23 protein-coding genes are annotated in these 21049 nt (G+C 36.4%); 3 read left to right on the forward strand and 20 right to left on the reverse strand.

What is annotated here, in order from left to right; genetic code table 11:
* Positions 1–94: 94 nt before the first annotated feature.
* The 5 genes from Q1B07_RS08290 to Q1B07_RS08310 all read right to left on the reverse strand — a co-directional run bounded on the left by Q1B07_RS08290 (position 95) and on the right by Q1B07_RS08310 (position 4470).
* Positions 95–562, reverse strand: a complete 468-nt coding sequence (locus Q1B07_RS08290; protein ID WP_299088288.1) for a DUF2663 family protein — start codon at positions 560–562, stop codon at positions 95–97.
* Positions 563–657: 95 nt separating this feature from the next.
* A complete protein-coding gene (locus tag Q1B07_RS08295; protein ID WP_299088287.1) occupies positions 658–1323 on the reverse strand; it encodes a LysM peptidoglycan-binding domain-containing protein in 666 nt (221 codons plus the stop codon).
* Positions 1316–1915: a CPBP family intramembrane glutamic endopeptidase gene (locus Q1B07_RS08300; RefSeq protein ID WP_299088286.1), complete on the reverse strand. Its 600-nt coding sequence runs from the start codon at positions 1913–1915 to the stop codon at positions 1316–1318. Before Q1B07_RS08300 ends, Q1B07_RS08295 begins: the two co-directional genes overlap by 8 nt.
* Positions 1916–1918: 3 nt before the next feature.
* On the reverse strand, positions 1919–3415 hold the full coding sequence (locus tag Q1B07_RS08305; protein WP_299088285.1) for an ATP-dependent DNA helicase RecQ: 1497 nt from the start codon (positions 3413–3415) through the stop codon (positions 1919–1921).
* Entirely contained in the window at positions 3412–4470 is a 1059-nt protein-coding gene (locus tag Q1B07_RS08310; RefSeq protein ID WP_299088282.1) for a helix-turn-helix domain-containing protein, read from the reverse strand. The genes Q1B07_RS08305 and Q1B07_RS08310 overlap by 4 nt, the downstream gene beginning before the upstream one ends.
* A 277-nt stretch (positions 4471–4747) precedes the next feature.
* On the opposite strand from Q1B07_RS08310, the gene Q1B07_RS08315 reads away from it, so the two are divergent.
* The gene (locus Q1B07_RS08315) at positions 4748–4996 is read left to right on the forward strand and encodes a ferredoxin (protein WP_299088280.1); all 249 of its coding nucleotides are present in this window, start codon (positions 4748–4750) and stop codon (positions 4994–4996) included.
* Between the two features lie 104 nt (positions 4997–5100).
* On the opposite strand, the gene Q1B07_RS08320 is transcribed toward Q1B07_RS08315, so the two are convergent.
* The 15 genes from Q1B07_RS08320 to Q1B07_RS08390 all read right to left on the reverse strand — a co-directional run bounded on the left by Q1B07_RS08320 (position 5101) and on the right by Q1B07_RS08390 (position 20074).
* Positions 5101–5949, reverse strand: a complete 849-nt coding sequence (locus Q1B07_RS08320; RefSeq protein WP_299088278.1) for a peptidoglycan DD-metalloendopeptidase family protein — start codon at positions 5947–5949, stop codon at positions 5101–5103.
* Positions 5950–6288: 339 nt separating this feature from the next.
* Positions 6289–7470 carry a hypothetical protein gene (locus Q1B07_RS08325; protein ID WP_299088276.1) on the reverse strand — a complete coding sequence of 394 codons (1182 nt, stop codon included), beginning with the start codon at positions 7468–7470 and terminating at the stop codon, positions 6289–6291.
* A complete protein-coding gene (gene sigX / locus Q1B07_RS08330; RefSeq protein WP_299088274.1) occupies positions 7448–7993 on the reverse strand; it encodes an RNA polymerase sigma factor SigX in 546 nt (181 codons plus the stop codon). The genes Q1B07_RS08325 and sigX overlap by 23 nt, the downstream gene beginning before the upstream one ends.
* Positions 7994–8243: 250 nt before the next feature.
* Positions 8244–8828 (reverse strand): cob(I)yrinic acid a,c-diamide adenosyltransferase, encoded by a 585-nt coding sequence (locus tag Q1B07_RS08335; protein WP_299088272.1) that lies wholly within the window; start codon positions 8826–8828, stop codon positions 8244–8246.
* Between the two features lie 211 nt (positions 8829–9039).
* Positions 9040–10827: an ATP-binding protein gene (locus tag Q1B07_RS08340; RefSeq protein ID WP_299088269.1), complete on the reverse strand. Its 1788-nt coding sequence runs from the start codon at positions 10825–10827 to the stop codon at positions 9040–9042.
* Entirely contained in the window at positions 10824–11546 is a 723-nt protein-coding gene (locus Q1B07_RS08345; protein ID WP_299088267.1) for a response regulator transcription factor, read from the reverse strand. The genes Q1B07_RS08340 and Q1B07_RS08345 overlap by 4 nt, the downstream gene beginning before the upstream one ends.
* A gap of 173 nt (positions 11547–11719) precedes the next feature.
* Complete coding sequence (gene ccsB, locus Q1B07_RS08350) at positions 11720–12895, reverse strand: c-type cytochrome biogenesis protein CcsB (protein ID WP_299088265.1); 1176 nt, start codon at positions 12893–12895, stop codon at positions 11720–11722.
* A gap of 22 nt (positions 12896–12917) precedes the next feature.
* Positions 12918–14540, reverse strand: a complete 1623-nt coding sequence (locus tag Q1B07_RS08355) for a cytochrome c biogenesis protein ResB (RefSeq protein WP_299088263.1) — start codon at positions 14538–14540, stop codon at positions 12918–12920.
* Between the two features lie 16 nt (positions 14541–14556).
* The gene (locus tag Q1B07_RS08360; RefSeq protein ID WP_299088261.1) at positions 14557–15078 is read right to left on the reverse strand and encodes a thiol-disulfide oxidoreductase ResA; all 522 of its coding nucleotides are present in this window, start codon (positions 15076–15078) and stop codon (positions 14557–14559) included.
* Between the two features lie 92 nt (positions 15079–15170).
* Complete coding sequence (rluB, locus tag Q1B07_RS08365) at positions 15171–15905, reverse strand: 23S rRNA pseudouridine(2605) synthase RluB (protein ID WP_299088258.1); 735 nt, start codon at positions 15903–15905, stop codon at positions 15171–15173.
* A 240-nt stretch (positions 15906–16145) separates the two neighbouring features.
* Positions 16146–16676 (reverse strand): spore maturation protein, encoded by a 531-nt coding sequence (locus Q1B07_RS08370; protein ID WP_299088255.1) that lies wholly within the window; start codon positions 16674–16676, stop codon positions 16146–16148.
* 6 nt (positions 16677–16682) lie between these two features.
* Positions 16683–17270: a nucleoside recognition domain-containing protein gene (locus tag Q1B07_RS08375; RefSeq protein ID WP_299088252.1), complete on the reverse strand. Its 588-nt coding sequence runs from the start codon at positions 17268–17270 to the stop codon at positions 16683–16685.
* Entirely contained in the window at positions 17263–18414 is a 1152-nt protein-coding gene (locus Q1B07_RS08380; protein WP_299088250.1) for a D-alanyl-D-alanine carboxypeptidase family protein, read from the reverse strand. Before Q1B07_RS08380 ends, Q1B07_RS08375 begins: the two co-directional genes overlap by 8 nt.
* A gap of 316 nt (positions 18415–18730) precedes the next feature.
* Positions 18731–19321, reverse strand: coding sequence for an SMC-Scp complex subunit ScpB (gene scpB / locus Q1B07_RS08385; protein ID WP_299088369.1), 591 nt, complete (start codon positions 19319–19321; stop codon positions 18731–18733).
* Positions 19322–19330: 9 nt separating this feature from the next.
* Positions 19331–20074 carry a segregation/condensation protein A gene (locus Q1B07_RS08390; RefSeq protein ID WP_299088248.1) on the reverse strand — a complete coding sequence of 248 codons (744 nt, stop codon included), beginning with the start codon at positions 20072–20074 and terminating at the stop codon, positions 19331–19333.
* A 255-nt stretch (positions 20075–20329) separates the two neighbouring features.
* On the opposite strand from Q1B07_RS08390, the gene Q1B07_RS08395 reads away from it, so the two are divergent.
* Both Q1B07_RS08395 and Q1B07_RS08400 read left to right on the forward strand, forming a co-directional pair.
* On the forward strand, positions 20330–20425 hold the full coding sequence (locus Q1B07_RS08395) for a YjcZ family sporulation protein (RefSeq protein ID WP_072579338.1): 96 nt from the start codon (positions 20330–20332) through the stop codon (positions 20423–20425).
* 85 nt (positions 20426–20510) lie between these two features.
* On the forward strand, positions 20511–21041 hold the full coding sequence (locus Q1B07_RS08400) for a DUF309 domain-containing protein (protein ID WP_299088243.1): 531 nt from the start codon (positions 20511–20513) through the stop codon (positions 21039–21041).
* The last annotated feature ends 8 nt before the right edge of the window (positions 21042–21049 follow it).

Consider the following 21049-nt stretch of genomic DNA (forward strand, 5'->3'; position numbering starts at 1 on the left):
TTATTGGTAAAAAGGAATTATACCATACTTCATAATAAAGATCCCTTCTTAATCAAAGATTTGAAAAGAAGGGGAAATGTAGAAATTTTATCATTTATTTACTTTCATGGAACAAATTAATGTCATATTCATTCTTCATCATTGTAAACACTTCATGACGATTTTTCCATTGTGTTGGCTGCGGCCATAAATCTGCACTTTTTCTGATTACTTCACATCTTAAATTATGATATTCAGATTCAGCTTTTTCTTCTTTCTTTTTATAAAATTGTGCAGTTGCATAGCCTGCAACAATTAGTAATACAACTAGAATATGATACGTTCCATCAAACAGCTTATGAAAAATAACCCCTACCTGATTACCAGCAGGTTTAATAATAAAAGCATATAGGTAAACAATAAAACCCATTACCAGCACAAAGGTGAAAAACTGTGCATGAAAGCATTTGTTTTTATACTTCTCCAATTTTCTTTTCCGCTCAACTAAATGATGTAGCATTTTTTTGGTTGGTTCGTCAGTATGATCTTTAAGCAGTTGAATTCGCGTTTCTATAATGGCCACTTCCCCTCGTTCAACGATTCTACTTCTACTGTTACTACATTGTATGAAGTCGTCCACATAGATATGAGTATTCGCCTTAAGATGTATGAAACAAGCTATTTTAGAGGGATTTTTAAGATTTGACCCTCATAAACCGTATCACCCTGTAACTTGTTATATTCACGAATAATGTCTTCGCCTGAGCGACTGTTATAATACTTAATCGCAATTTTAAAGAGCGTTTCATTTGCAGCTACTTTATGGGTTATCACCTCTCGATAATTAGTACTATCCGTTTCCGCACTTTCCTTTGCTTCTGCATCTACTTCGACAGTATCTTCCGTTTTTTGTTCGTTCCCATCATCTATTATTGTTTCCTCTTTATTAGCATTGCTCGTTTCATCGGTTTGAACAGGCTCCACTTCTTCTGTTTCTTCAATAGATTCGGTTGCTTCCAATGAGGCTGTATCTTGTTCTTCATCTTCGGGGGCTCCTGTTGACACAAAAACAGTTTCATTCCCAGAAAGACTTTCTCCATCGGCAGACTGGTGATGACGGCTGCTGTAATAAGTGGTGATGGATAAAAATAGGATCGGGAGCATGACAAAAAATATGGCTAATATGCTAATGATCGGATATTTCATTTTTGGCTTTTTCTTTTTCTCTTTATCCTTATGGACTTCAGAGCGTGGCGGAAAATCACCATGCCGTTCTTTATAGTCATCAATCATCCGAGATCGTAAGTTTCCCGCTTGGTCAGAGCGTTTTTCAAATTCACTCATTTCCTTTTTTCACCTCTTTTAAATAGTGCAACCTAATTTGAATTGCAAACACTAAATCAATTAAAAAATGAGCAATAATAGTTGTATATAAAGTTTCTGTCCAGTCGTATACGATACCTAACAAGAAACTGATTGCCACGACCATTGTAAATAATACCGATTTAGATAAATAGCGAAAATGTAAAACGGCAAAAATTAAACTTGCAACCCATATACCAAAATGTGTTTGCAGCACACCGCGGAACAACATTTCTTCTGAAATGGCAATTATCAATGTTAAAATAACAATGTGTGGGAAACTCCTTTTAGCAAAGAGCTTTTCATTAATTCCTCCATCATCAATGAAATGTTTCGGAACTAGCTTCATGATGATAAAATCAATCAAAATAACGATCATTGCCGCTCCAATTCCATATAAGAGATATGAATGATTTGTAACCATCCAAAGAGCTAGAAAGTCTTCAACTGAATCGAATAAAAAAAAGCCTAAAATTCCTGAGATCACCAATAGTAAAAATTGTGTAAAATATAAATTTTGAATAATTTGTTTATCTGTTAGTTGTTTAATTAAATCATTTTGCTTTTTAAACAAACACTAATCACTCGCCTTATGAAATATTGCATATAATTCCCTCTCCCATTCTATATCTGCAGTTTGTGTTTGGTAGTGACTTTCCCCTTCAAAGTCCTTATAGGCCATTCCACAGAAATCACAACAATTTTCAATTGTGTGAACAGGAGGTTGTTCATTAAAATAAGCTAGGAGCTTTTGTCGTTTACATCCGTCTGTGTTAAGCCAATCTGTCATTTTAAGTAATTTTTTATGTTTAACCATTATCCTTTTTTCAATCTCAGTCCATATGCGGGTGATTAGAGTATCCGGATCTAGATAACGGCCTCGTAATGCGCTTAAATGATATTCAAGATATCGCCATTGAATGTCTGTTAAGCCGCTTTGCTCTTGGATCTCATTAAAAGAAACCGATTGTTGTTTTCCATGTATATAATAGATCGTACGGTAGAGCTTTTCATATGAAGGAAATTCTGATTCAACTAATACCTTTGGCACTTCATAATCACTTTCAGTTAACAGTGTTATCGCTAAACTAGGAAGTCCATCACGACCTGCCCTGCCAATTTCCTGCATGTAAGATTCTAGCTGGGAGGGGAAATGAAAATGAATGACAAAACGGATATTTTGTTTATTAATACCCATTCCAAATGCGTTCGTACAACAAACAACCTGAAGCTGATTATATAAAAACTGTTGTTGAATTAAAATTCGCTGCTCCTGATCCATTCCTCCATGATAATAGCCAACTTCATTGAAACCAGTATCAATAAGGATTTGTGCGAGACGTTCAGCCCATAACCTACTGGAACAATATATGACACCAGGCCCCTTTAATGACCGAACTAAAGAAAGAATCCGACCAATTTTTTCGTCAATTGAAGCATGTTTTTCTACAGCTAATGCAATATTAGGTCTATTGATAGAATAAATAAACGTTTTGCTGTGTGAACGGAATTGCAGTGTATTTTTAATATCTTCTACCACTTCCTTTGTTGCAGTGGCAGTTAATGCTAAACACGGAGGGTGGTCTAATTCTTTAATAATTGACCCTAGTTTGGAATAGTCCGGTCTGAAATCATGACCCCATTGTGAAATACAATGTGCCTCATCCACAACAAACAATGATATCTTTGCATCTTTTAAAGCTCGAAGCACATAATCTGATTGCAGGATTTCTGGAGATGCATAAATATATCGATAATGTTTTAGTGATGTTAAATATCTTTTTCTTTCGTTTATTGAGATGGTACTGTTTAACGCAATAACCCTTTTTTCTCCTCTGAGTTTGATTTGTTCCACCTGATCCTCCATTAGTGATAATAATGGGGAAATAATTAAGATAGGGGCTTCCAGTATGTAGGCAGGAAGCTGATAACAAAGCGACTTTCCCCCACCAGTCGGAAGCATTGCCAACACATCATGTTTTTGTAAAACTGCTTCAATAATCTCTATTTGCCCTGTTCGAAAGTGATCAAGCTGGAAGTAGGTTTTTAAAATGTTTTTCATTTGTTTGTTCATCCGTTCCTCCCATTGATCGCAAAAGCAAGTCTAATTTGAAAGTAGCTGTACTTATGATTTAAGTACTCCTTTATTTTTTTTAATTGGTGTGTATGAAGAGATTTTATCGCCTCGCTAATCTCTTCAAAATCTTCTGTTGATAAAAAAGCAGAAGGAATAAAAGACTGATCATGTAACGTGATTTCGACTATATGGTCCTCAATTGTACTTATTTTTAACTTTCGAATCGCAGCGATATCTTGCAATGTAATTCCTTGCAATAAATAGGCGCGTGTTTTTGCAGATGAAGATGTAAGGGAATTATTTTGCCGCTTATCTTTAATGATTGCATAAAAGATGCTGTCTTGCTTTTCTGTTTTCTGAAAATCTACCATTGAATGAATAACATCCCAAAATAATAAATAAACAAAAGTCGGATCCTCGTTATGTTTTCTGGCAATTTGTTCAAACGTTAGTCCAATTGTTTGACTTGATGTCAGTCTCTGGGTGAAAATGGCTGCTCTGTTCGTTGTTTGGAGTAATAAAAAATCTTTAATTTCTTTATAAAGTTCTTCAGCGAGATCCGATTTTGAAATAGGAATCTGATTTAAAAATGATTTTACCCAAAGTAAGTCCTCTTGATTTTTAGTTAAAGGGAGGTACTGCTTTCTCTCATAAACAAAATTGGATAAAACCTGAACTAGAAGCGACAGCCTTCTCCAAAAAATTCTTCCAAGATCACCATATTCCCATCCATTTAATTTAGCAGGTAACGGTCTTTTGGCAAGTCTTTCATTTAACATGAATTTACCTTTATCTGTTACGAAATAATGTTGATTAGGTAATAATTCCAGCAAATCTTCCTGTAGCAATTCTTCACATGCTTCATTTAAGTATTGTCGTGACAGCCTTGGGAAAAGACTAAACATATGAGATAAATTAAAAAGTTTGCCATCTTGAATTGTTTGTGAAGATTTTTTCCCATTAAGCAAATGATAAATAGCGGAGAGAGATCTTTCTCCATTAAATTGCTTAATACAATAAAGTAAGACAAGATGGAAATATCCATGTTTCATTTTATCACCTAACATCGTTTGACAATATTCGATCATCTTCTTTATTTTAACAAATTTTTTGTCCTTCGTTCACAAAATAGGTTTATTTTACCCAATGTTTTCGCTGTGATAAGTATTATCAGCAGAGTTTTTTATTGAAATGTCTAAAAAACAGATTTACAATACTAAATAGGAACAGCAAGAAGTTGATATTTATTAAAAAAGAATTGACTCAAGCATTTAAGTTCTACCATATAGTGATAATATGGTATTAATTTTTTCAGGAGGTTTCGTTTTAATGGCAAAATATACGATCGTTGACAAAGACACATGTATCGCTTGCGGAGCATGTGGCGCTGCAGCACCAGACATTTATGATTATGATGATGAAGGTATCGCATACGTTACCTTAGATGATAACCAAGGCATTGTCGAAGTTCCAGAAGAGCTAGAAGAAGATATGATGGATGCTTTTGAAGGATGCCCAACAGATTCAATTAAAATTGCAGATGAAAAATTTGACGGTGATGCGTTAAAATTTGAATAGTTTAAAAAACCCTCCGCATATATTGCAGAGGGTTTTTTATTTTTACTTTTAGTTATCCACTTTACTTTTTTCACCTTCTAAAAATGCTTAAACACTAAACTAATTTAGCGTTGACCTGATGCGTTACCCGATTGAGTTGCATAATTGGTTTCGTTATTCACATATACTATTAGCTTTTGCCCCGGGTAGATGAGATCAGTTTCAAGCTTATTCCATTTCTGGAGTGAAGGAATCGTGACCTTATAGATTTGAGACACTTTCCATAAAGTGTCTCCCTTCATGATTGTGATCACCTTTTTAGGCAGTTCCTGCTCTTTTCCATGTTTTCCTTGTGGCTTTACAATTGTAGTTGACTGCAGCTCTGTTTCAGCAGATTTTTCTTTAAACACATTTGATTCAGTATTTTGCTTAGAAGTCTTAGAACTTTGTTTATCTTCTGAATGAACCGTTTCATTTGGCAAGTCAAAAACAAAGATTGGGTCTAATGCATGTTCTTTTTCATATGTCCATTCGCCTTTATGCAATTCGAAATGTAAATGTGTTCCTGTTGAAACCCCTGTATTCCCAATAATGCCAAGTGTTTGTCCTTTTTGAAGTATGTCTCCTTCGCTAACCAGTCTTTTACTTAAATGAGCATATACCGTTTCATAGCCTTCTGGATGTTCAACAAAAACAACATGTCCATATGTATCGGAATGATACGATTTCGTTACGTTTCCAGCAGATACGGAGACGATTTTTTCTCCTTCAGGTGCGGCAATGTCGATTCCTTTATGGTTTCCATTCCTTGTTCCAAATGTATCTGTAATAACGCCGTCAACTGGCTGAACCCAGTTTTCTTCTAATTCATCTATGTAAGATTGTGCCTCCACCTGATTATGTATACATAAGGTAATTCCAATAAATAGTCCAAACATGTTGATCAACCTTACTTTTTTTACATTTACTAGCATTTTTCTCCCCCTACATTTTTTAAAGCAATTTCCATACATCTACAAATATTACTCCTAAATGAACTCCGAATTCGTGTAAAGCTACAGGGATATTACATGTAAGCTTGTCTTGGAAAAGAACAACAGTTAGTATATAACATTTTTTTCCTTTCTATACATTAAAAATAGGGAAGCGATTTCCATCCCTCGGGGAAAAGTCGTTCCAGAATAATAAAAGGCGTTCTTTACCTTTAATTCTGAAATAGCTTGACTTTCAGTGGCAGGCGCTGGCAGTCTATATTGCGGCGTCCTGTGCTTCAGAGCTAACATCAAAAAAAGAGACTCTAAAATAGAGCCTCTCTAATTCGCTTTAACCGGGTTCGGCGAAAAAGGTACTTCAATCGGTTTTGTCACATCCATTTCACCAATCCTATCGGTTGTGATTCCTTTAAATTGAACAGTATCATATCCAAATTCCTTTGCAGTCATTAACATAGCTTCTAACATAATTATGGACGCTTCACTATTCTCTACACCTGCATCTTGATTAATTTCAATTTCAATCTGGTCACCTTTTGGTGTTGTAGTAATGTTGGTAACTGTATTTAATATTGTTGGTTTTAAGTCATTCTCCTCGATCCCTTGCTTCATCGCTTTTAGAGCTCCATCAATTGAATCATATGAAATAGGTGATGGCACGAGGAGCTTTAATGTATTTTCATCAAATTGATAGAGAAAATAGGCTTTTTTCGTTTCTTTGCTCACATCTAAATCATTTTTAGGGCCTGATTGGCCGAATTCAATGCCTTCTTTTTGATTTGTATAAAGATTTGCTTTTTTATAATTAAGCCATTTAAAAGTTTCAATAATTGCATTTTGATATAATACATCATTTGTAGAAGAAGACAAATTCGGTACACCCTTATAATCGATGGTAATTTCCTCAGATTTTTCTGACTCAGAAAATTCAGTTTCACTTAATTCATAAGTAATCGGTCCAATCTCCTCCTTATATACATCTGGATTTACCTTCTCAATTTGTTCAAGCTTTTCTTGCTTTTTATTTGCTTCAAGACTTACAGGAAGAATGTTTTTAGCTTCAGAATCAGTAAAACCAACTGTAATAACGTCTTCTGCCTCACTTGCTGCCGTTACAAAAGTTTGTTGTTTATCATTTAGTAATGAAGCTTTAGCAAGCTCCTTATTCTCTAGTTCTTGTTGTGGTTCTGCCATTTCCTTATTGTTCTCGGAAGAACGCTGTGTTTTTTCTGAACTCTCTGTTGTAGATTTAGAAGACATATCCATCGCACTTTCTTCATTTAACTGTAAGCTCTGAAAGAATAGTGGAGAGATCAAAGCGAATATAAACAATGCCGCTATAACAGCAATTGCCGGTGCGACCCAAGTTCTATTTGTTTTCCCCTGATGCTGCTTAGAAAGAATAGTTTGATAGATATCTTCCGATGTTTGTTTATCCTTAACAGAGGGTAGCTGCTTCAAAAGCTTCTCGAGCTGTTCTTCATTCCACTCCTGTCTTTTCAATCGAAAGCCCCTCCTTTGAAATCATCATCATTTGTTTTTGCAGCTGCTTTAACGCACGATGCTGAGTTGTCTTTACCTTACTAGACGTCCACCCCAGTGCTTCCGCTGTTTCTGTAATGGATAGTTCCTGAAGGTATCGTAAAATCAGTACAGCGCGCTGGTCAAAAGAGCAGGCATCAAGTGAGCGGTACATCCACTGAATTTTTTCGTTTTTTAAGGCAATCTCATCTGGTAATGGTTTAAGATCTTCTATCTGATGTTTTTGCCAATCAAACTTTTCTAAAATCCGCCTGCGAATCGTTTTTTGTTTGCGGAACCAATCAATGGCCACATGTCTTGCAATGGAAAACAACCATGTCTTTTCCGTGCTTCGACCTTCGAAATTATCATAGGCCTTTAAAACACGAATATATACCTCCTGCACCAAATCTTCAGCTTGCTCACGATTTTTCACCATATAGAATAGGAATTGAAATAAATCATGATGATATTTTTCATATAATCTCTGAAAGGTATCCTCCATGAATGCCCCTCCATTCGTTTATTTAGTCGATAACAACTTGGAAAAGTTGCGCATATGTTTGAAAAGGAAATAATTTTGAAATATTTATGTAATATTTGACTTCAACTATGTTAACTTTAGCATACTTACTATCATTCTCGAAGTCTCTCATAAAAATTTCACAAAAAAATATCGTTTGATCCTTTTTACAATGTTCATTGCAAAACGATCAAACGATTGCCAGTAATTACATCAAAATAAAGCCTAACCTTTACTCACGATCTTTTTTCAAAGGTTTGCTTTTAAATACAAGTGCACTTCTCTCGTATTCAACGTCCTTTACACCTAAGCGAAAATTAATAACCCTTGCTAGAGCAAAAAAATAATCTGATAAACGGTTTAAGTATTGCAAAACAAATGGATTTATCTCCATTTCCTTTTGTAAAGACACTGTACGTCTTTCCGCCCTGCGTGTCACTGTTCTTGCAAGATGAATGACAGCGGCAGCCGGACTGCCTCCAGGTAAGATGAACCTTTCTAATTCGGGTGCTTCCTTTACATAGTGATCAATTCTCTCCTCCAGAAAGGTAACCATCTCAGCTGTTGTTTTATATGGGTATTTTTCCTTAACAACTGCTAAATCACCTCCACAGTCAAATAACTCATGTTGGATTTTTTCTAATTCATGATAAATATCACTGAACATAGGTTCTTTAAGCAACGTCATTGCCTGACCTACAAAGGAATTTGCCTCGTCAATTGTTCCATATGCTTCAACACGCAGATGGTCTTTATCCACTCTTCCACCAATAATACTAGTTTTGCCACTGTCACCTGTTCTGGTATATAAATTCATTTTTTTCCCACTCTCCAATCTGCATTTTTTAAAGTGTGTCGGCCTATCGTTATTTATACTTTTCGAGCTATTTCTTTAATCTCCTTTAAATAGTTCATTCAATATGTAATAATTCACCAATTTAAAATGTGGAAAAAGCCCACTCTTTCGAATAGGCTACATGATAAAAGTAAAAAAATTGTTCCTTATGGAACAAGATTGTTCGTCAAACTTATTCAGAATCATGGTTATTTCGCGGTAAAAGGATGCTAAATGTCGTACCTTCTCCAATTTTACTATGAACTTGAATTTTTCCCTTATGTGCTTCTATGATATTTTTTGCAATCGCCAAGCCTAGTCCAGTTCCGGTTCTTCCCCTTGTTCTTGCCTTATCAGCCTTATAAAAACGTTCAAAGACAAAAGGTAAATCTTCTTCTGGGATTCCGCTTCCTGAATCTTTGACTTTAATCATGATGCCTTCATCCTGATCTGTCACATTAATTGCAACTGTACCATTTTCTGAAGTATGACGAATGGCATTATCAATTAAATTTGTTAGCACCTGCTCAATACGATCAGGGTCAAATATAAAGTAAGGCTCTTTTAGCTCAATATTAGCATATAGTGTAATCATTTTTTCCTTTGCAAGCCCTTGAAACTTTCGATTAATTTTATCAATAAATGTAGGAACTGAAACCTCTTCTATATTTAAAGAAATATGACCAGCTTCCATTTTTGCTAAGTCTAATAATTCATTAACTAATCTGCCCATACGCAATGATTCATCGTAAATAACTTGGGCTATTTCACGCTTTTCTTCATCAGTGCTTGCAATATCATCAATAATCGCCTCACTATAACCTTGGAGCATGGAAATTGGTGTACGGAGTTCATGACTAACATTGGCAATAAAGTCCTTTCGAAGTTTATCCAAACGGCGCTCATCTGTCATATCTCTAAGGACTGCTACTGCACCCCGGACATGTGAGTGATTATAGAGCGGACTCATTAACATTACCCAGCTTCTTCCTTGAATCGTTATTTCATGCACCTGCTCCTTTTCTGAATGAACGGCTCTATGAAACAGCTCTTTTGCTTCAGGTGGGAGTTCCTCACCAGATTTTATTTTCATTCCTTGTTCATAATACCATGCTTGCAAAAAGCGCTCGGCTGGAGGATTTGTCACCAATATTGATCCATCAATATTCAATGTAATAACACCATCTGCCATACTGCTTAATATATTTGATAAATGCTCTTTTTCCTGACTAAGGGCATTAATATGAAATTTTAACTGTCTCCCCATTTGATTAAAGGCTATTCCTAGCTCGCCAATTTCGTCCTGGGACATAATCGGAACCTTTGTTTCGAATTTTCCTTTTGCAAGCTCCTGGGCTACCTCACGCATTTTCCTTAACGGATAGGTGATCCTTGTAGATAAGAAGAAAGCAAATATCGTTGTTAGTATGATCGCAATCCCCGCTGCTAAAATAATATACTTTGTCGTTTCCTTTGTTGTATCATGAACAGCTAATAAAGATTGTGAGATAAAGATGGCCCCTGTTTCCGATTCGGAAATCTTATACGGGACCCCAACGACTAAAACTTCTTCCTCACCATTATTCGGCTGTTCCAAATTTGTACGTTTTCTAACTTCACGATCTTTCGTTAACACAACCGCAAGATCTTCATCTTGATAAATATCCTCAAATTCCAAATGAGGAATTTGCTCTTCTTCAATAGGTGAATTCCAATAAGTATTATCATCCTTAACGATAAGAATATGAGTTAACTCATCCGTTAATTCCCAAGTTATCGACCTTGCAAGAGATTGATCCTGATGACTCTCCATAATCGCAGATACTTTGTTCGCGAGCTGATCTAGCTCCTTTTCAGCTTCTTCAACATGGTAGTTTTCGATAAATTCTAGCATGAAAATCGTTAAAACAAATAAGACAAAGGAAACGAGTAAGATAATCGTTCCCCAAAGTTTACCAACTACACTTTTCCAAAGTATCATGCATTATTAACCTCAAATTTGTAGCCTACTCCCCAAACTGTTACAATCATTTTTGCAGCTTCCGGAGAAACTTTGCTTAATTTTTCGCGAAGTCGCTTAACATGTGTATCCACAGTACGTAAATCACCGAAAAATTCATATTGCCATACCTCTTTTAAAAGCTTCTCCCGGTCATATACTTTATCAGGTGTTTTAGCAAGAAAATGCAAAAGCTCATATTCTTTTGGAGTTAAGCTTACCTCTGTGCCATCAGCGGTCACTCGATGTGCATCATGATCGATCGTTAAATGAGGAAAAACAATAACATTTTTTGCTTTTGTATCTGTTTTTAAATAAGAAGTTTGTGACGATCTTCTCAGAAGCGCCTTTACACGTAAAACGACTTCTCTTGGACTGAATGGCTTTACAATATAATCATCTGTTCCAACCTCAAAGCCTTGTACCCTGTTTGCTTCTTCTCCTTTTGCAGTGAGCATGATAATAGGTGTTGCTTTCTTTTCACGAAGCTGTTTACACACCTCTATCCCGTCTATACCAGGCATCATAATATCAAGCATAATCAAATCATATTCATTATTTAATCCAAGCTCCAATGCCTCATCGCCATTTTCCGCTTCATCTATTACATAATTTTCTCTTTCTAAATACATCCGTAAAAGTCTGCGAATGCGGTCCTCATCATCTACAACTAAAATTCTTCCATTTTGGTTCTCTTCCATTAGTAAGCCCTCCCTAATTAGAATTACGTAAGCACCTATTCAAACTCTTGCCTTTTAAGAAAAGCCTTCACTGCACAGGAGTGAAGGCTTTGACAGCAGCGTTAAATGATGTTCATGCTACTAAGTACATGTTTTTGTTGTCTATCCACCTAGTATTTTAAATCAACTATTATTTATGCATAAGAGTGCAAGCCGGCAATTACTAAGTTTACAAAAATTAAATTAAACATAATAATCGCAAAGCCTACTACGGCAAGCCATGCTGATTTTTCACCATGCCAGCCTTTTGAAAGACGCAGATGCAAATATGCAGCATAAAATAACCATGTTATCAAAGCCCATACTTCTTTAGGATCCCATCCCCAAAAACGAGTCCAAGCAATTTGCGCCCAAATCATCGCAAAGATTAATGCTCCAAGAGAGAAGACAGGAAAGCCAATCGCAACAGAACGGTATCCAATCTCGTCAACAAGATCTAAATTGACGTTTTTTGTGAAAGGCTTAATAAGCTGTGAAATACGTTTGCGGAAAATAAGCCTCATTGCCCCGTATAAAATCGAACCAATAATCACCGACCAAATCACAGTATTTAGTTTTCGCGCAGAAATGATCGCAGGAAGCTCGACAAACGGTTCAAATTTTCCCTCAGTAATTAATTCTCCTTCATGCGGCCCTACTAATGCAGGAAGATTAAATTCCATGACAACCTCTTGGCCTTCTTTATCCACCCAGTTAAATTCTGCTTGATAGTCCATCGCTCTAAAAGTAGTTGTTATAATGATAAACCCGATTGTTACAACTAAAACATACATTACAGCTTCTAACCAGAATGTTTTTTTCGTTGATTTCGTTTGGTCCACTACTGTCACAAGATGTATGATTCCTGCTACTGCACTAATTGCTAAAATCGCTTGTCCTAGCGCAGCAGTTGTTACGTGAATATAAAGCCAGTGACTTTGCAATGATGGGATCAGCGGGCTGATATCTGATGGAAACATACTTCCATAAGCTATTATTATTATAACAATAGGTAAGGTAAATAGACCTAAAACAGCAACTCTATAGATAAAGAAAAGAATAATAAAAGCTAGCACCAGCATCATGCCAAATGCAGTTGTAAACTCAAATAGATTACTAACAGGTGCATGACCTGATGCAATCCATCTCGTGATAAAATAGCCAAGTTGTACAACAAAACCGATAATTGTAGTCGCAACGGCCAGAACTGTCCATTTACTCATTTTATCCGTTTTGCTTCGTTTATCCCGTATTGATCCGCCAAACAGGAAGACCGCAACCAAATACAAGATAAACGCAATTTCTAGTAAAGTACTGCTAATTGCTGCCACATGTTTCCCTCCTTTTTACGGGTTATTCTTTTTCCTTTTGGTCTTTTGGTATTGTTAATGACGTTCCGTCTAATAATACTTTTAATTCATTTTGCAATGCATAATAGTTTTTATTTGTATGACCAGCGATTAATACCTCATCACCGCTCTGTTTTATCCAAATGCGACGGTGGTTCCAATACATTCCTTGAATTACACCAATCATAAAGATCGCTCCACCGACTCCTAAGATCCAAAGGGTCAAATCTTTTCTAACCGTTAAGGCTGTTAAATTTTTTGTCTCAACACCTTCAAATTTCATCTTATACTTATTATCTCCAGAAGGCTCGATCGTCTGTTGGATCGCAACAAAGCTCGTCTCACCTTTAGGTGTTTCAGGGGTGGTCATTTTAAAAACGAAGGCTGGATTATTCGGAATACTTGTTTTTGTTGCTGGAACACCTTCGTCATTAAAATAAAAATCCGGTAAATAGGTTGTAACCTCAACTTTGTAGCCATTTCCTAAATCATAATTCGTTTTTGGATTAAGCAGGTCCACTGTTATTTGACCAAAGCTTTCTTCTGTTTCCTTGTCTATTAAACTAAATGTCATTTTATTTAATTCATTTAATTTATAATCTACTTGATAAAGAGCAAATGATTCAAATTTAAGTGGTTCATTTACACGGATTTCTGCTTCTTTTACTTCTTGAAGTTCAGGCTTTGCACCGTGGACAATTTCACCTTTTCGTTCATATAAAACGACATTTGATTGGAAGTTTTTAACAACAGAGCCATCACCTGCTCGAGTAATGGCATCTTCAAATACTTCTTTTTCATTTTCTTTTTCGTAAACTTCCATAATGAATTTTTTATTTTCTAAATAGTATTTTCCGCTTGTCCCTGGAATTACTTCGGTTTCGCCTTCGCGTACCCATAGCACTTCATCAACATACATACCGGGAACAGAACGAAGCATGGCACCTATAAGGAAGATGATAAGCCCGCAATGATTAACATAAGGGCCCCATCTAGAAAAACGTCCTTTTTCAGCCAATAAGCTGCCATTTTCTTCTCTGACATTATAGCGGCGGGACATAAGTCGTTTTTTTAATTCGTCTAAATGAACATCATTGGTTTTCGTAGAACTAAACAGCCGCTGACGTTTCATAAATGTGTCATGTCGAGTAACACCTTGCTTTTTCAATGCACGGTAAAGCGGAACAAAACGGTCTAAGCTTGCAATCACAAGAGAGATCCCTAATGATGCCACTAAAATCATGTACCACCATGAACCATACAAATTATGAAACCCTAAATCATAATATAATTGTCCCAAAATTCCATATTCATCTCTGTAAAACTCGCTTGCTGTTACAGTTGGCGGTATGTACATCTCCTGCGGAAACACGGTACCAAGTGCTGAAGCAATTAAGAGCAATACAATGATCCAGATTCCCACTTTGACAGATGAAAAGAAATTCCATATTTTATCGATAATCGATTTTTTATACGTTTGAGAGCGTCTTGCAGTCCCTTCATACTTCATATCCAATAGTTTTTTTGATTCTTTTGTCTCTTTATCACTTATTGGATTTCCACAGGCTTCACATAAATGTGTGCCTTTTGGATTTGCATGTCCGCACTCACATTGTACCTTATCCATGCCAAAAACTCCCCATTTAAGGTTTGATCTGTTCCATGAAGTCTCTTACCATTCTCTCTGTTAATGAACCTGATGTAATATGTACAACTTCTCCTTCAGGATTGATGAGAAATGTAGTAGGCAAAGGTCCTACCCCATACGCATTTAATACTTGACGATCTTTATCAAGAAGAATAGGAAACGATAAGTCATGTCTATTTACAAAGCTTTGAACAGCAACATTCGATTCTGCAATATTAACAGCTAATACTTCTACACCCTGGTTTTTATAATATTCATACTGATTTTCCATGTATGGCATTTCACGTTCACATGGCTCGCACCATGTTCCCCAGAAATTTAAGAATACACCCTTTCCCTTATAATCGGAAAGCTGATGCTGATTCCCTTCTAAATCCACTAATTGAAAATCAGGCGCTGCACTCCCTACTTTTACCTTTTCTTTACTGACAAAGAAATTTGTATATAATGTATACCCTAAGGCACCAATTAAAACAATTAAAATAATAGAGCGCATAAGTAAGCGTTTTTTCTTCATGGACAAACTCCCCTACAATTTAAACATTCAAAGCCATTATAACACTATTAAAATGCATGATCTTTCGCAGTTTTTGAAGTTTATGTGAAAAATTATTTCACATGACTTCCATGCTGTGCAAGAGCTCGAAGCTGTTTTACTTCGTGTGGTGAGAGCTTCCTTGAATCACCAGTGGAAAGCCCTTTTAAATCGAGAAATGCATATCTTTCTCTTTTCAGCTTTAGAACGGGGTGGCCGATTGCTTCAAGCATTCTGCGAACCTGGCGATTTCTCCCTTCGCGAATTTTCATTTCAACAATGCTTGTCTGTTTTTTCTTATCAATAGATAATACTTTAACTGCTGCAGGTGCTGTCTTTCCATCTTCAAGATGGATCCCTCTTTCTAACTGCTTTACCTTTTCACGGAGTGGAATACCTTTTACTTTTGCCACGTACGTTTTTTCAATTTCGTAACGTGGATGCATGAGACTGTTGGCGAACTCACCATCGTTCGTTAATAGCAGCAACCCTGATGTATCATAATCAAGCCTTCCTACTGGATAAATTCTTTGCTTAATATACGGGAAAAAATCTGTTACTACCTTTCTGCCTTTGTCATCCTTAACAGCTGAAATAACACCGGTAGGTTTGTATAAGAGTAAATAAACCGGTTCTTCTCGCTCTAATGGTATACCCTCGACCTCAACTTGATCATGGTCGCCCACCTTTGTACCAAGCTCTTTTACAATTTTACCGTTCACCTTTACCTTACCTTCTAAAATTAACTGCTCTGCTCTTCTTCTCGATGCAATGCCTGCATGAGCAATTACTTTTTGTAAACGTTCCATCTAGTTCACCTCGTTAACATCTTACTGCTTTCATCTTTTTTTAACAAGTTTCAACAATCGGACGTGAAAATATGACCCCATCGTTAAAACTCATGTCGCTCATTGATTAATCTGCGTCAAAATCTGCCTAATCATCATACCACATTTTTGAGTATAAGTTTTAATTCCTGAGAAGGAGCATGGTAAATACAAAAAGACCACTCAAAAATATTGAGCAGTCCTTTGGTTCACTGTAATTCATTATGCAAATAACAATGTGACAATCACTATTGCGGTGACAATTCCGACAACATCTGCCAAAAGGCCGACCTTTAGGGCATCACCCATTTTTCTAATACCGACTGCACCAAAATAGACAGTCAGAATGTACAAGGTTGTATCAGTACTGCCTTGCATTGTTGCTGCTAGCATTCCAACAAATGAATCCGGCCCATAGGTCGCGATGATATCCGAAGTTAAACCTAATGCTGCTGTCCCAGAGATCGGACGGATAAATGCGAGAGGCACTATTTCGGCAGGAATATTTAGTAAGTCCAACATAGGCTTTATGAAATTCATCAAAAATTCTAATGCACCTGAAGCACGGAAGATTGAAATCGCTACAAGCATCCCTACTAAATATGGAATGATTGAAAAGGAGATTGTTAACCCTTCTTTTCCACCTTCAACAAAGGTTTCATAAGTAGGAACTTTTTTGAATGTCCCATATATTAATATAAAACCAATAATCACTGGAATTAACCATAAAGATATCGCACCTATGATTCCCATGCCTGATCACCCTTTTCTCTTTCTCCGATAATAAAAGAACCGATCAATCAAAACTCCACCGATTGCTGAAATAATTGTAGTAATTAGGGTAGGTCCAACGATGCTTGTCGGTGAAGAAGAACCATAGGTCATCATGATCGCAATCACAGTTGTCGGAATTAAGGTTATGCTTGATGTGTTAATCGCCAAAAATGTTATCATCGATCTGCTTGCTGTATCTGAGTTTCCATTTAAAACCTTTAATTGTTCCATTGCTTTTATTCCTAAAGGAGTAGCCGCATTTCCTAAACCAAACATATTGGCCATCATATTTGATAACATATACCCCATTGCTGGATGATCATGAGGAACCTCTGGAAATAGCCTTGACACAATTGGTTTAAACAAATTGCCCAACTTCTCTAATAAGCCTGCTTTTTCAGCAATTTTCATTAAACCAAGCCAAAAGACAAGCACACTAATTAACCCGAACGATATTGTTACAGCTTCCTTTCCACCTTTAAAAATCGCTTCATTTACTTGATCCATCGTTCCATTAAACATCGCAAAGACAATGCCGATAACCGTTAAAAAAACCCAAATGAGATTAACCATATTTATTTACCCCGGTAGCTGCGAAAAATAGATTTTTGAACAACTCCCAAAAAGAGTTCTTCGGTTTTTCAACTTTTCCATTGTCAAAATAAATTGGCAACTTTTCGATTTCCCTTTCATCAAGCTTCACAGACATTTTCCCTACGACATTTGGAACATCTTTAGGTTCCTTCCACTTCTTTTTTGGCGTTAGCAAGGATAGATTAATTTTAATCTTTTCCTGCTCCTCAGCTGTTAATGGATACAAAATATCTCGTTTAATAAACACCTTATCTTGATAAAAGTCATTATCAATATTACTTAGCGTACCTTCCTGCTTAATTTTTACCAACTCATAGTTGTTGAAGGCAAAATCGTGCAGATTGATATGATCATCCCAGTCATTAGGATCATTCAATGTCACAACAATCGTATTAAGTCCGTTTTTTGAAGCAGTTGAGACGAGCGTTCGCTTTGCTCTAACAGTATAACCTGTTTTTCCTCCAGTGCTATATTTATAAAGACCTGTTACTAATTTATTCTTGTTATGCCAAACTCTGTCCCATTTTTCATTAGGATTCGGTGCTCTATGTGTTTCCGTTCCTGAAATTTTTCGATAAGTTTCATTCTCCATAGCGTATTTGGTTAAGATCGCCATATCATAAGCTGTGGAATAATGATTTTCATGGTCGTCAAGTCCATGTGGATTGGCAAATTCAGTGTTTGTCATCCCAATTTCCTCAGCTTTCTGATTCATCATGACAACAAAGCCTTCTAAGCTTCCGCCAACATGCTCTGCAATGGCAACAGCCGCATCATTTCCCGAACGTAGCATTAAACCGTATACAAGATCCTCTAATTTTATTTTTTCTCCCTTTTGTAAATAAATCGAGGAGCCTTCAGCTTGCAATGCTCTTTCACTAACCTTTACCATCTCATCCAACTTGCCGGACTCAATGGCGAGAATAGCCGTCATGATCTTAGTGATGCTAGCAATTCTCATTTTTGTGTTGGCTTCTTTTTCATAAAGAATACGGCCTGATTCTTGGTCGATTAAGATCGCAGCCTGTGCACTAACACCAACAGCTGATGAGGGATGGGGAAATAATGTTATTAGCAGAAAAATGATGATCATACTGGTTGTAATTTTCTTTATGTACAGCATATCGGTCCACGTCCCCTTACTTGTTTTGTACAAGTTTATGCAGGTGGACAAAGCTTATGAATGAATTTTTTAAAATTAACCATGAACTCCAACGTCTAATTCTTCAGGTATGGCTAGAATGCCACTCACTACATTGCTTGCCAAGGAAGGCGGTGAAGTTTTTCTAAAAATAATAACATTTGTATTGGAGTATGTGCATCTTTATCTTCAAGCCAAACTGAAGCTATCGTTCAAAAAGGCTGACTTTGAAAGTTTATGTTAACCATCTCATAATGCACAATGGTAACACTCCTTCTAGTCAACCTTCTCCATTTTGCTATTTTAAATCTTCTAATGTTTCATTAAACTTTTCAAAAAATAAGTCTGCTTCTTCCTGCTCGTACGCTTCTTCAGCTTTGGCAGGAAGCGGCGGCAGTTCTTTAATAGATTTTAAACCAAAATATTCAAGAAATTCCTTTGTTGTTCCATAAAGAATGGCCCGTCCCGTTCCTTCTGCTCTGCCAACCTCTTTTATCAAAATTTTTGAAAGGAGTGTTTGAATTGGTCGTTCCGTTTTCACTCCGCGAATTTCTTCAATCTCCGACCTTGTTATTGGTTGGCGGTAAGCTATAATCGCTAATGTTTCAAGTGCCGCTTGTGAAAGGGAGGAATTTACCGGAGCCTCAACTAACCTTTTTAAATAGATAGCATGTTCTTTTTTAGTTGTAAGCTGGTAGTGTCCGGCAACTTCAACTAATTCAATGCCGCGCTCCTTATCTTTATAGCTCTGTGAAAGCTCTTCTAAAATACCTGTGACTTCCTGTTCTTCGATCTCTAATACAACCGCAAGCTGCTTTAAAGAAAGGCCCTCGTCACCTGCTGCAAATAAAAGAGCTTCAACAATCGATTTCCACTCAATTACACCCAAGGACATGAGCTACTCACTCCCCATTACATAAATATCTGAAAAATTATTCTCTTGTTCAATTAAAACTAAATGTGATTTCATTAATTCCAATATCGCTAAAAAAGTAACAACTAAATGGTCTTTGCTGTTAGATGGAAATAAATCAACAAACCTACGTCTTCCGGGATTTATTCGTAAATCCTCTAAGATTTCTTCCATTCTTTTTTCAATCGGTATTTCTTGCCGGGTAATTTTGGTTTGAAGCGGTTTTTGGATTTTCTTTCTCCTTAACATTTTTTGAAAAGCACCGAGCATGTCATAAAGCGAAACGTTCAAGGAATCCATCTGATTGGTAGACTGTGAGCCGTACTCGCTTAAATCACTCGGAGGCTTCGTATAGACCTGTGAGCGGCCTTCTTCAAGTGAACGCAAATCCTGTGCTGCTTCTTTATATCTTCGGTATTCAATTAATCTTCTCATTAATTCTTCACGAGGATCCTCTTCCTGCTCTCCCTCGAACTCATCATCAAACAGATCTTCCTCTTGTTTTGGTAACAGCATTCTGCTTTTAATAGAGAGTAAAGTTGCTGCCATCACTAAATATTCAGAAGCAATATCAAGCTCTAATTCTTGCATTGTGTGTATATAAAGCATGTATTGCTCTGTAATTTCCGAGACAGGAATATCATATATATCAATTTCCAAGCGATTAATTAAATGAAGCAAAAGATCTAATGGACCTTCAAAAGCATCGATTTTCACATGATACTGCAATTTTATATCCCACCATTCTTACAACTAGCCACCATATAGTATAGAGTAAATTTACAGCATGTCCAAGAAATATTTAACCCTATTTTACAAAAACGCAACTTTTTCCGCTGATTGATCGACTACACAACATAAACAAAAGAGATTCCTATCTTGTTTCTTATTAAAATACCCAAAAAATAGACGTTAGCCCATACATTTCTGTTACGGTCTCATATATTACAAATGTAATAGCTCAACATTAAGGAGGAATATTAAATGGGTGAACAAGGTTTTAACTATGGCGGTGGATTTGCGTTAATCGTTGTATTGTTTATTTTATTAATCATTGTTGGTGCTGCTTGGTTATATTAATAATGGATGGGGCTGCTGTTCATTCAGCAGCCTTGACTTGAATATGCTACAATGATATTTATTGGAACGGAAGGATGTATTCGGTATGTATGACCAAGCATATATAGACTTTCTCATATATTTTCATTGTGACCGTGATTATTTTGAGTGTCATGAAATCCTTGAAGAGCATTGGAAAAATGATCCTCCCAATGAACGAAAAGACTACTGGGTTGGACTTATTCAAATCGCGGTTGGCTTATATCATCAAAGAAGAGGGAATTTCGCCGGTGCCTTGAAAATGATTTCAAACGCAATTAAGCTGCTAAAGAGTGAGAGTCAGGCCCTGGAAAATCTCGGATTACATAAAGAAGAGTTAATAAACCAATTACTAAAAAGAAAGAATGAAATTCTAAACGGCAATAGCTATTATAGTTTCAACTTTCCCATCATCGATCAGGACTTAGTAACGATTTGTAAAACACAATGTCATGATCAAAAAAAATGGGGAAAAGAAAGTGACTTAACAAATGAATATTTAATCCATAAACATACAAAACGAGATCGGACGAATATCATAGCTGAACGAAAAAACCAGCTTGAGCTCAGAAAATCTAAAAAAGCGGAAACTCCTTGAACAGAGAC

Origin of the sequence: uncultured Metabacillus sp., from assembly GCF_947503125.1 — a bacterium.
Taxonomy (GTDB): domain Bacteria; phylum Bacillota; class Bacilli; order Bacillales; family Bacillaceae; genus Metabacillus.

What these genes read in the sequence shown, in the direction of transcription:
- Q1B07_RS08295 (WP_299088287.1), bottom strand. Translation starts at nt 1,323, where the DNA reads ATGAGTGAATTTGAAAAACGCTCTGACCAAGCGGGAAACTTACGATCT.
- Q1B07_RS08305 (WP_299088285.1), bottom strand. Translation starts at nt 3,415, where the DNA reads ATGAACAAACAAATGAAAAACATTTTAAAAACCTACTTCCAGCTTGAT.
- Q1B07_RS08310 (WP_299088282.1), bottom strand. Translation starts at nt 4,470, where the DNA reads ATGAAACATGGATATTTCCATCTTGTCTTACTTTATTGTATTAAGCAA.
- Q1B07_RS08315 (WP_299088280.1), top strand. Translation starts at nt 4,748, where the DNA reads ATGGCAAAATATACGATCGTTGACAAAGACACATGTATCGCTTGCGGA.
- Q1B07_RS08320 (WP_299088278.1), bottom strand. Translation starts at nt 5,949, where the DNA reads ATGCTAGTAAATGTAAAAAAAGTAAGGTTGATCAACATGTTTGGACTA.
- sigX (WP_299088274.1), bottom strand. Translation starts at nt 7,993, where the DNA reads ATGGAGGATACCTTTCAGAGATTATATGAAAAATATCATCATGATTTA.
- Q1B07_RS08335 (WP_299088272.1), bottom strand. Translation starts at nt 8,828, where the DNA reads ATGAATTTATATACCAGAACAGGTGACAGTGGCAAAACTAGTATTATT.
- Q1B07_RS08340 (WP_299088269.1), bottom strand. Translation starts at nt 10,827, where the DNA reads ATGATACTTTGGAAAAGTGTAGTTGGTAAACTTTGGGGAACGATTATC.
- Q1B07_RS08345 (WP_299088267.1), bottom strand. Translation starts at nt 11,546, where the DNA reads ATGGAAGAGAACCAAAATGGAAGAATTTTAGTTGTAGATGATGAGGAC.
- Q1B07_RS08355 (WP_299088263.1), bottom strand. Translation starts at nt 14,540, where the DNA reads ATGGATAAGGTACAATGTGAGTGCGGACATGCAAATCCAAAAGGCACA.
- Q1B07_RS08360 (WP_299088261.1), bottom strand. Translation starts at nt 15,078, where the DNA reads ATGAAGAAAAAACGCTTACTTATGCGCTCTATTATTTTAATTGTTTTA.
- rluB (WP_299088258.1), bottom strand. Translation starts at nt 15,905, where the DNA reads ATGGAACGTTTACAAAAAGTAATTGCTCATGCAGGCATTGCATCGAGA.
- Q1B07_RS08370 (WP_299088255.1), bottom strand. Translation starts at nt 16,676, where the DNA reads ATGGGAATCATAGGTGCGATATCTTTATGGTTAATTCCAGTGATTATT.
- Q1B07_RS08375 (WP_299088252.1), bottom strand. Translation starts at nt 17,270, where the DNA reads ATGGTTAATCTCATTTGGGTTTTTTTAACGGTTATCGGCATTGTCTTT.
- Q1B07_RS08380 (WP_299088250.1), bottom strand. Translation starts at nt 18,414, where the DNA reads ATGCTGTACATAAAGAAAATTACAACCAGTATGATCATCATTTTTCTG.
- Q1B07_RS08395 (WP_072579338.1), top strand. Translation starts at nt 20,330, where the DNA reads ATGGGTGAACAAGGTTTTAACTATGGCGGTGGATTTGCGTTAATCGTT.
- Q1B07_RS08400 (WP_299088243.1), top strand. Translation starts at nt 20,511, where the DNA reads ATGTATGACCAAGCATATATAGACTTTCTCATATATTTTCATTGTGAC.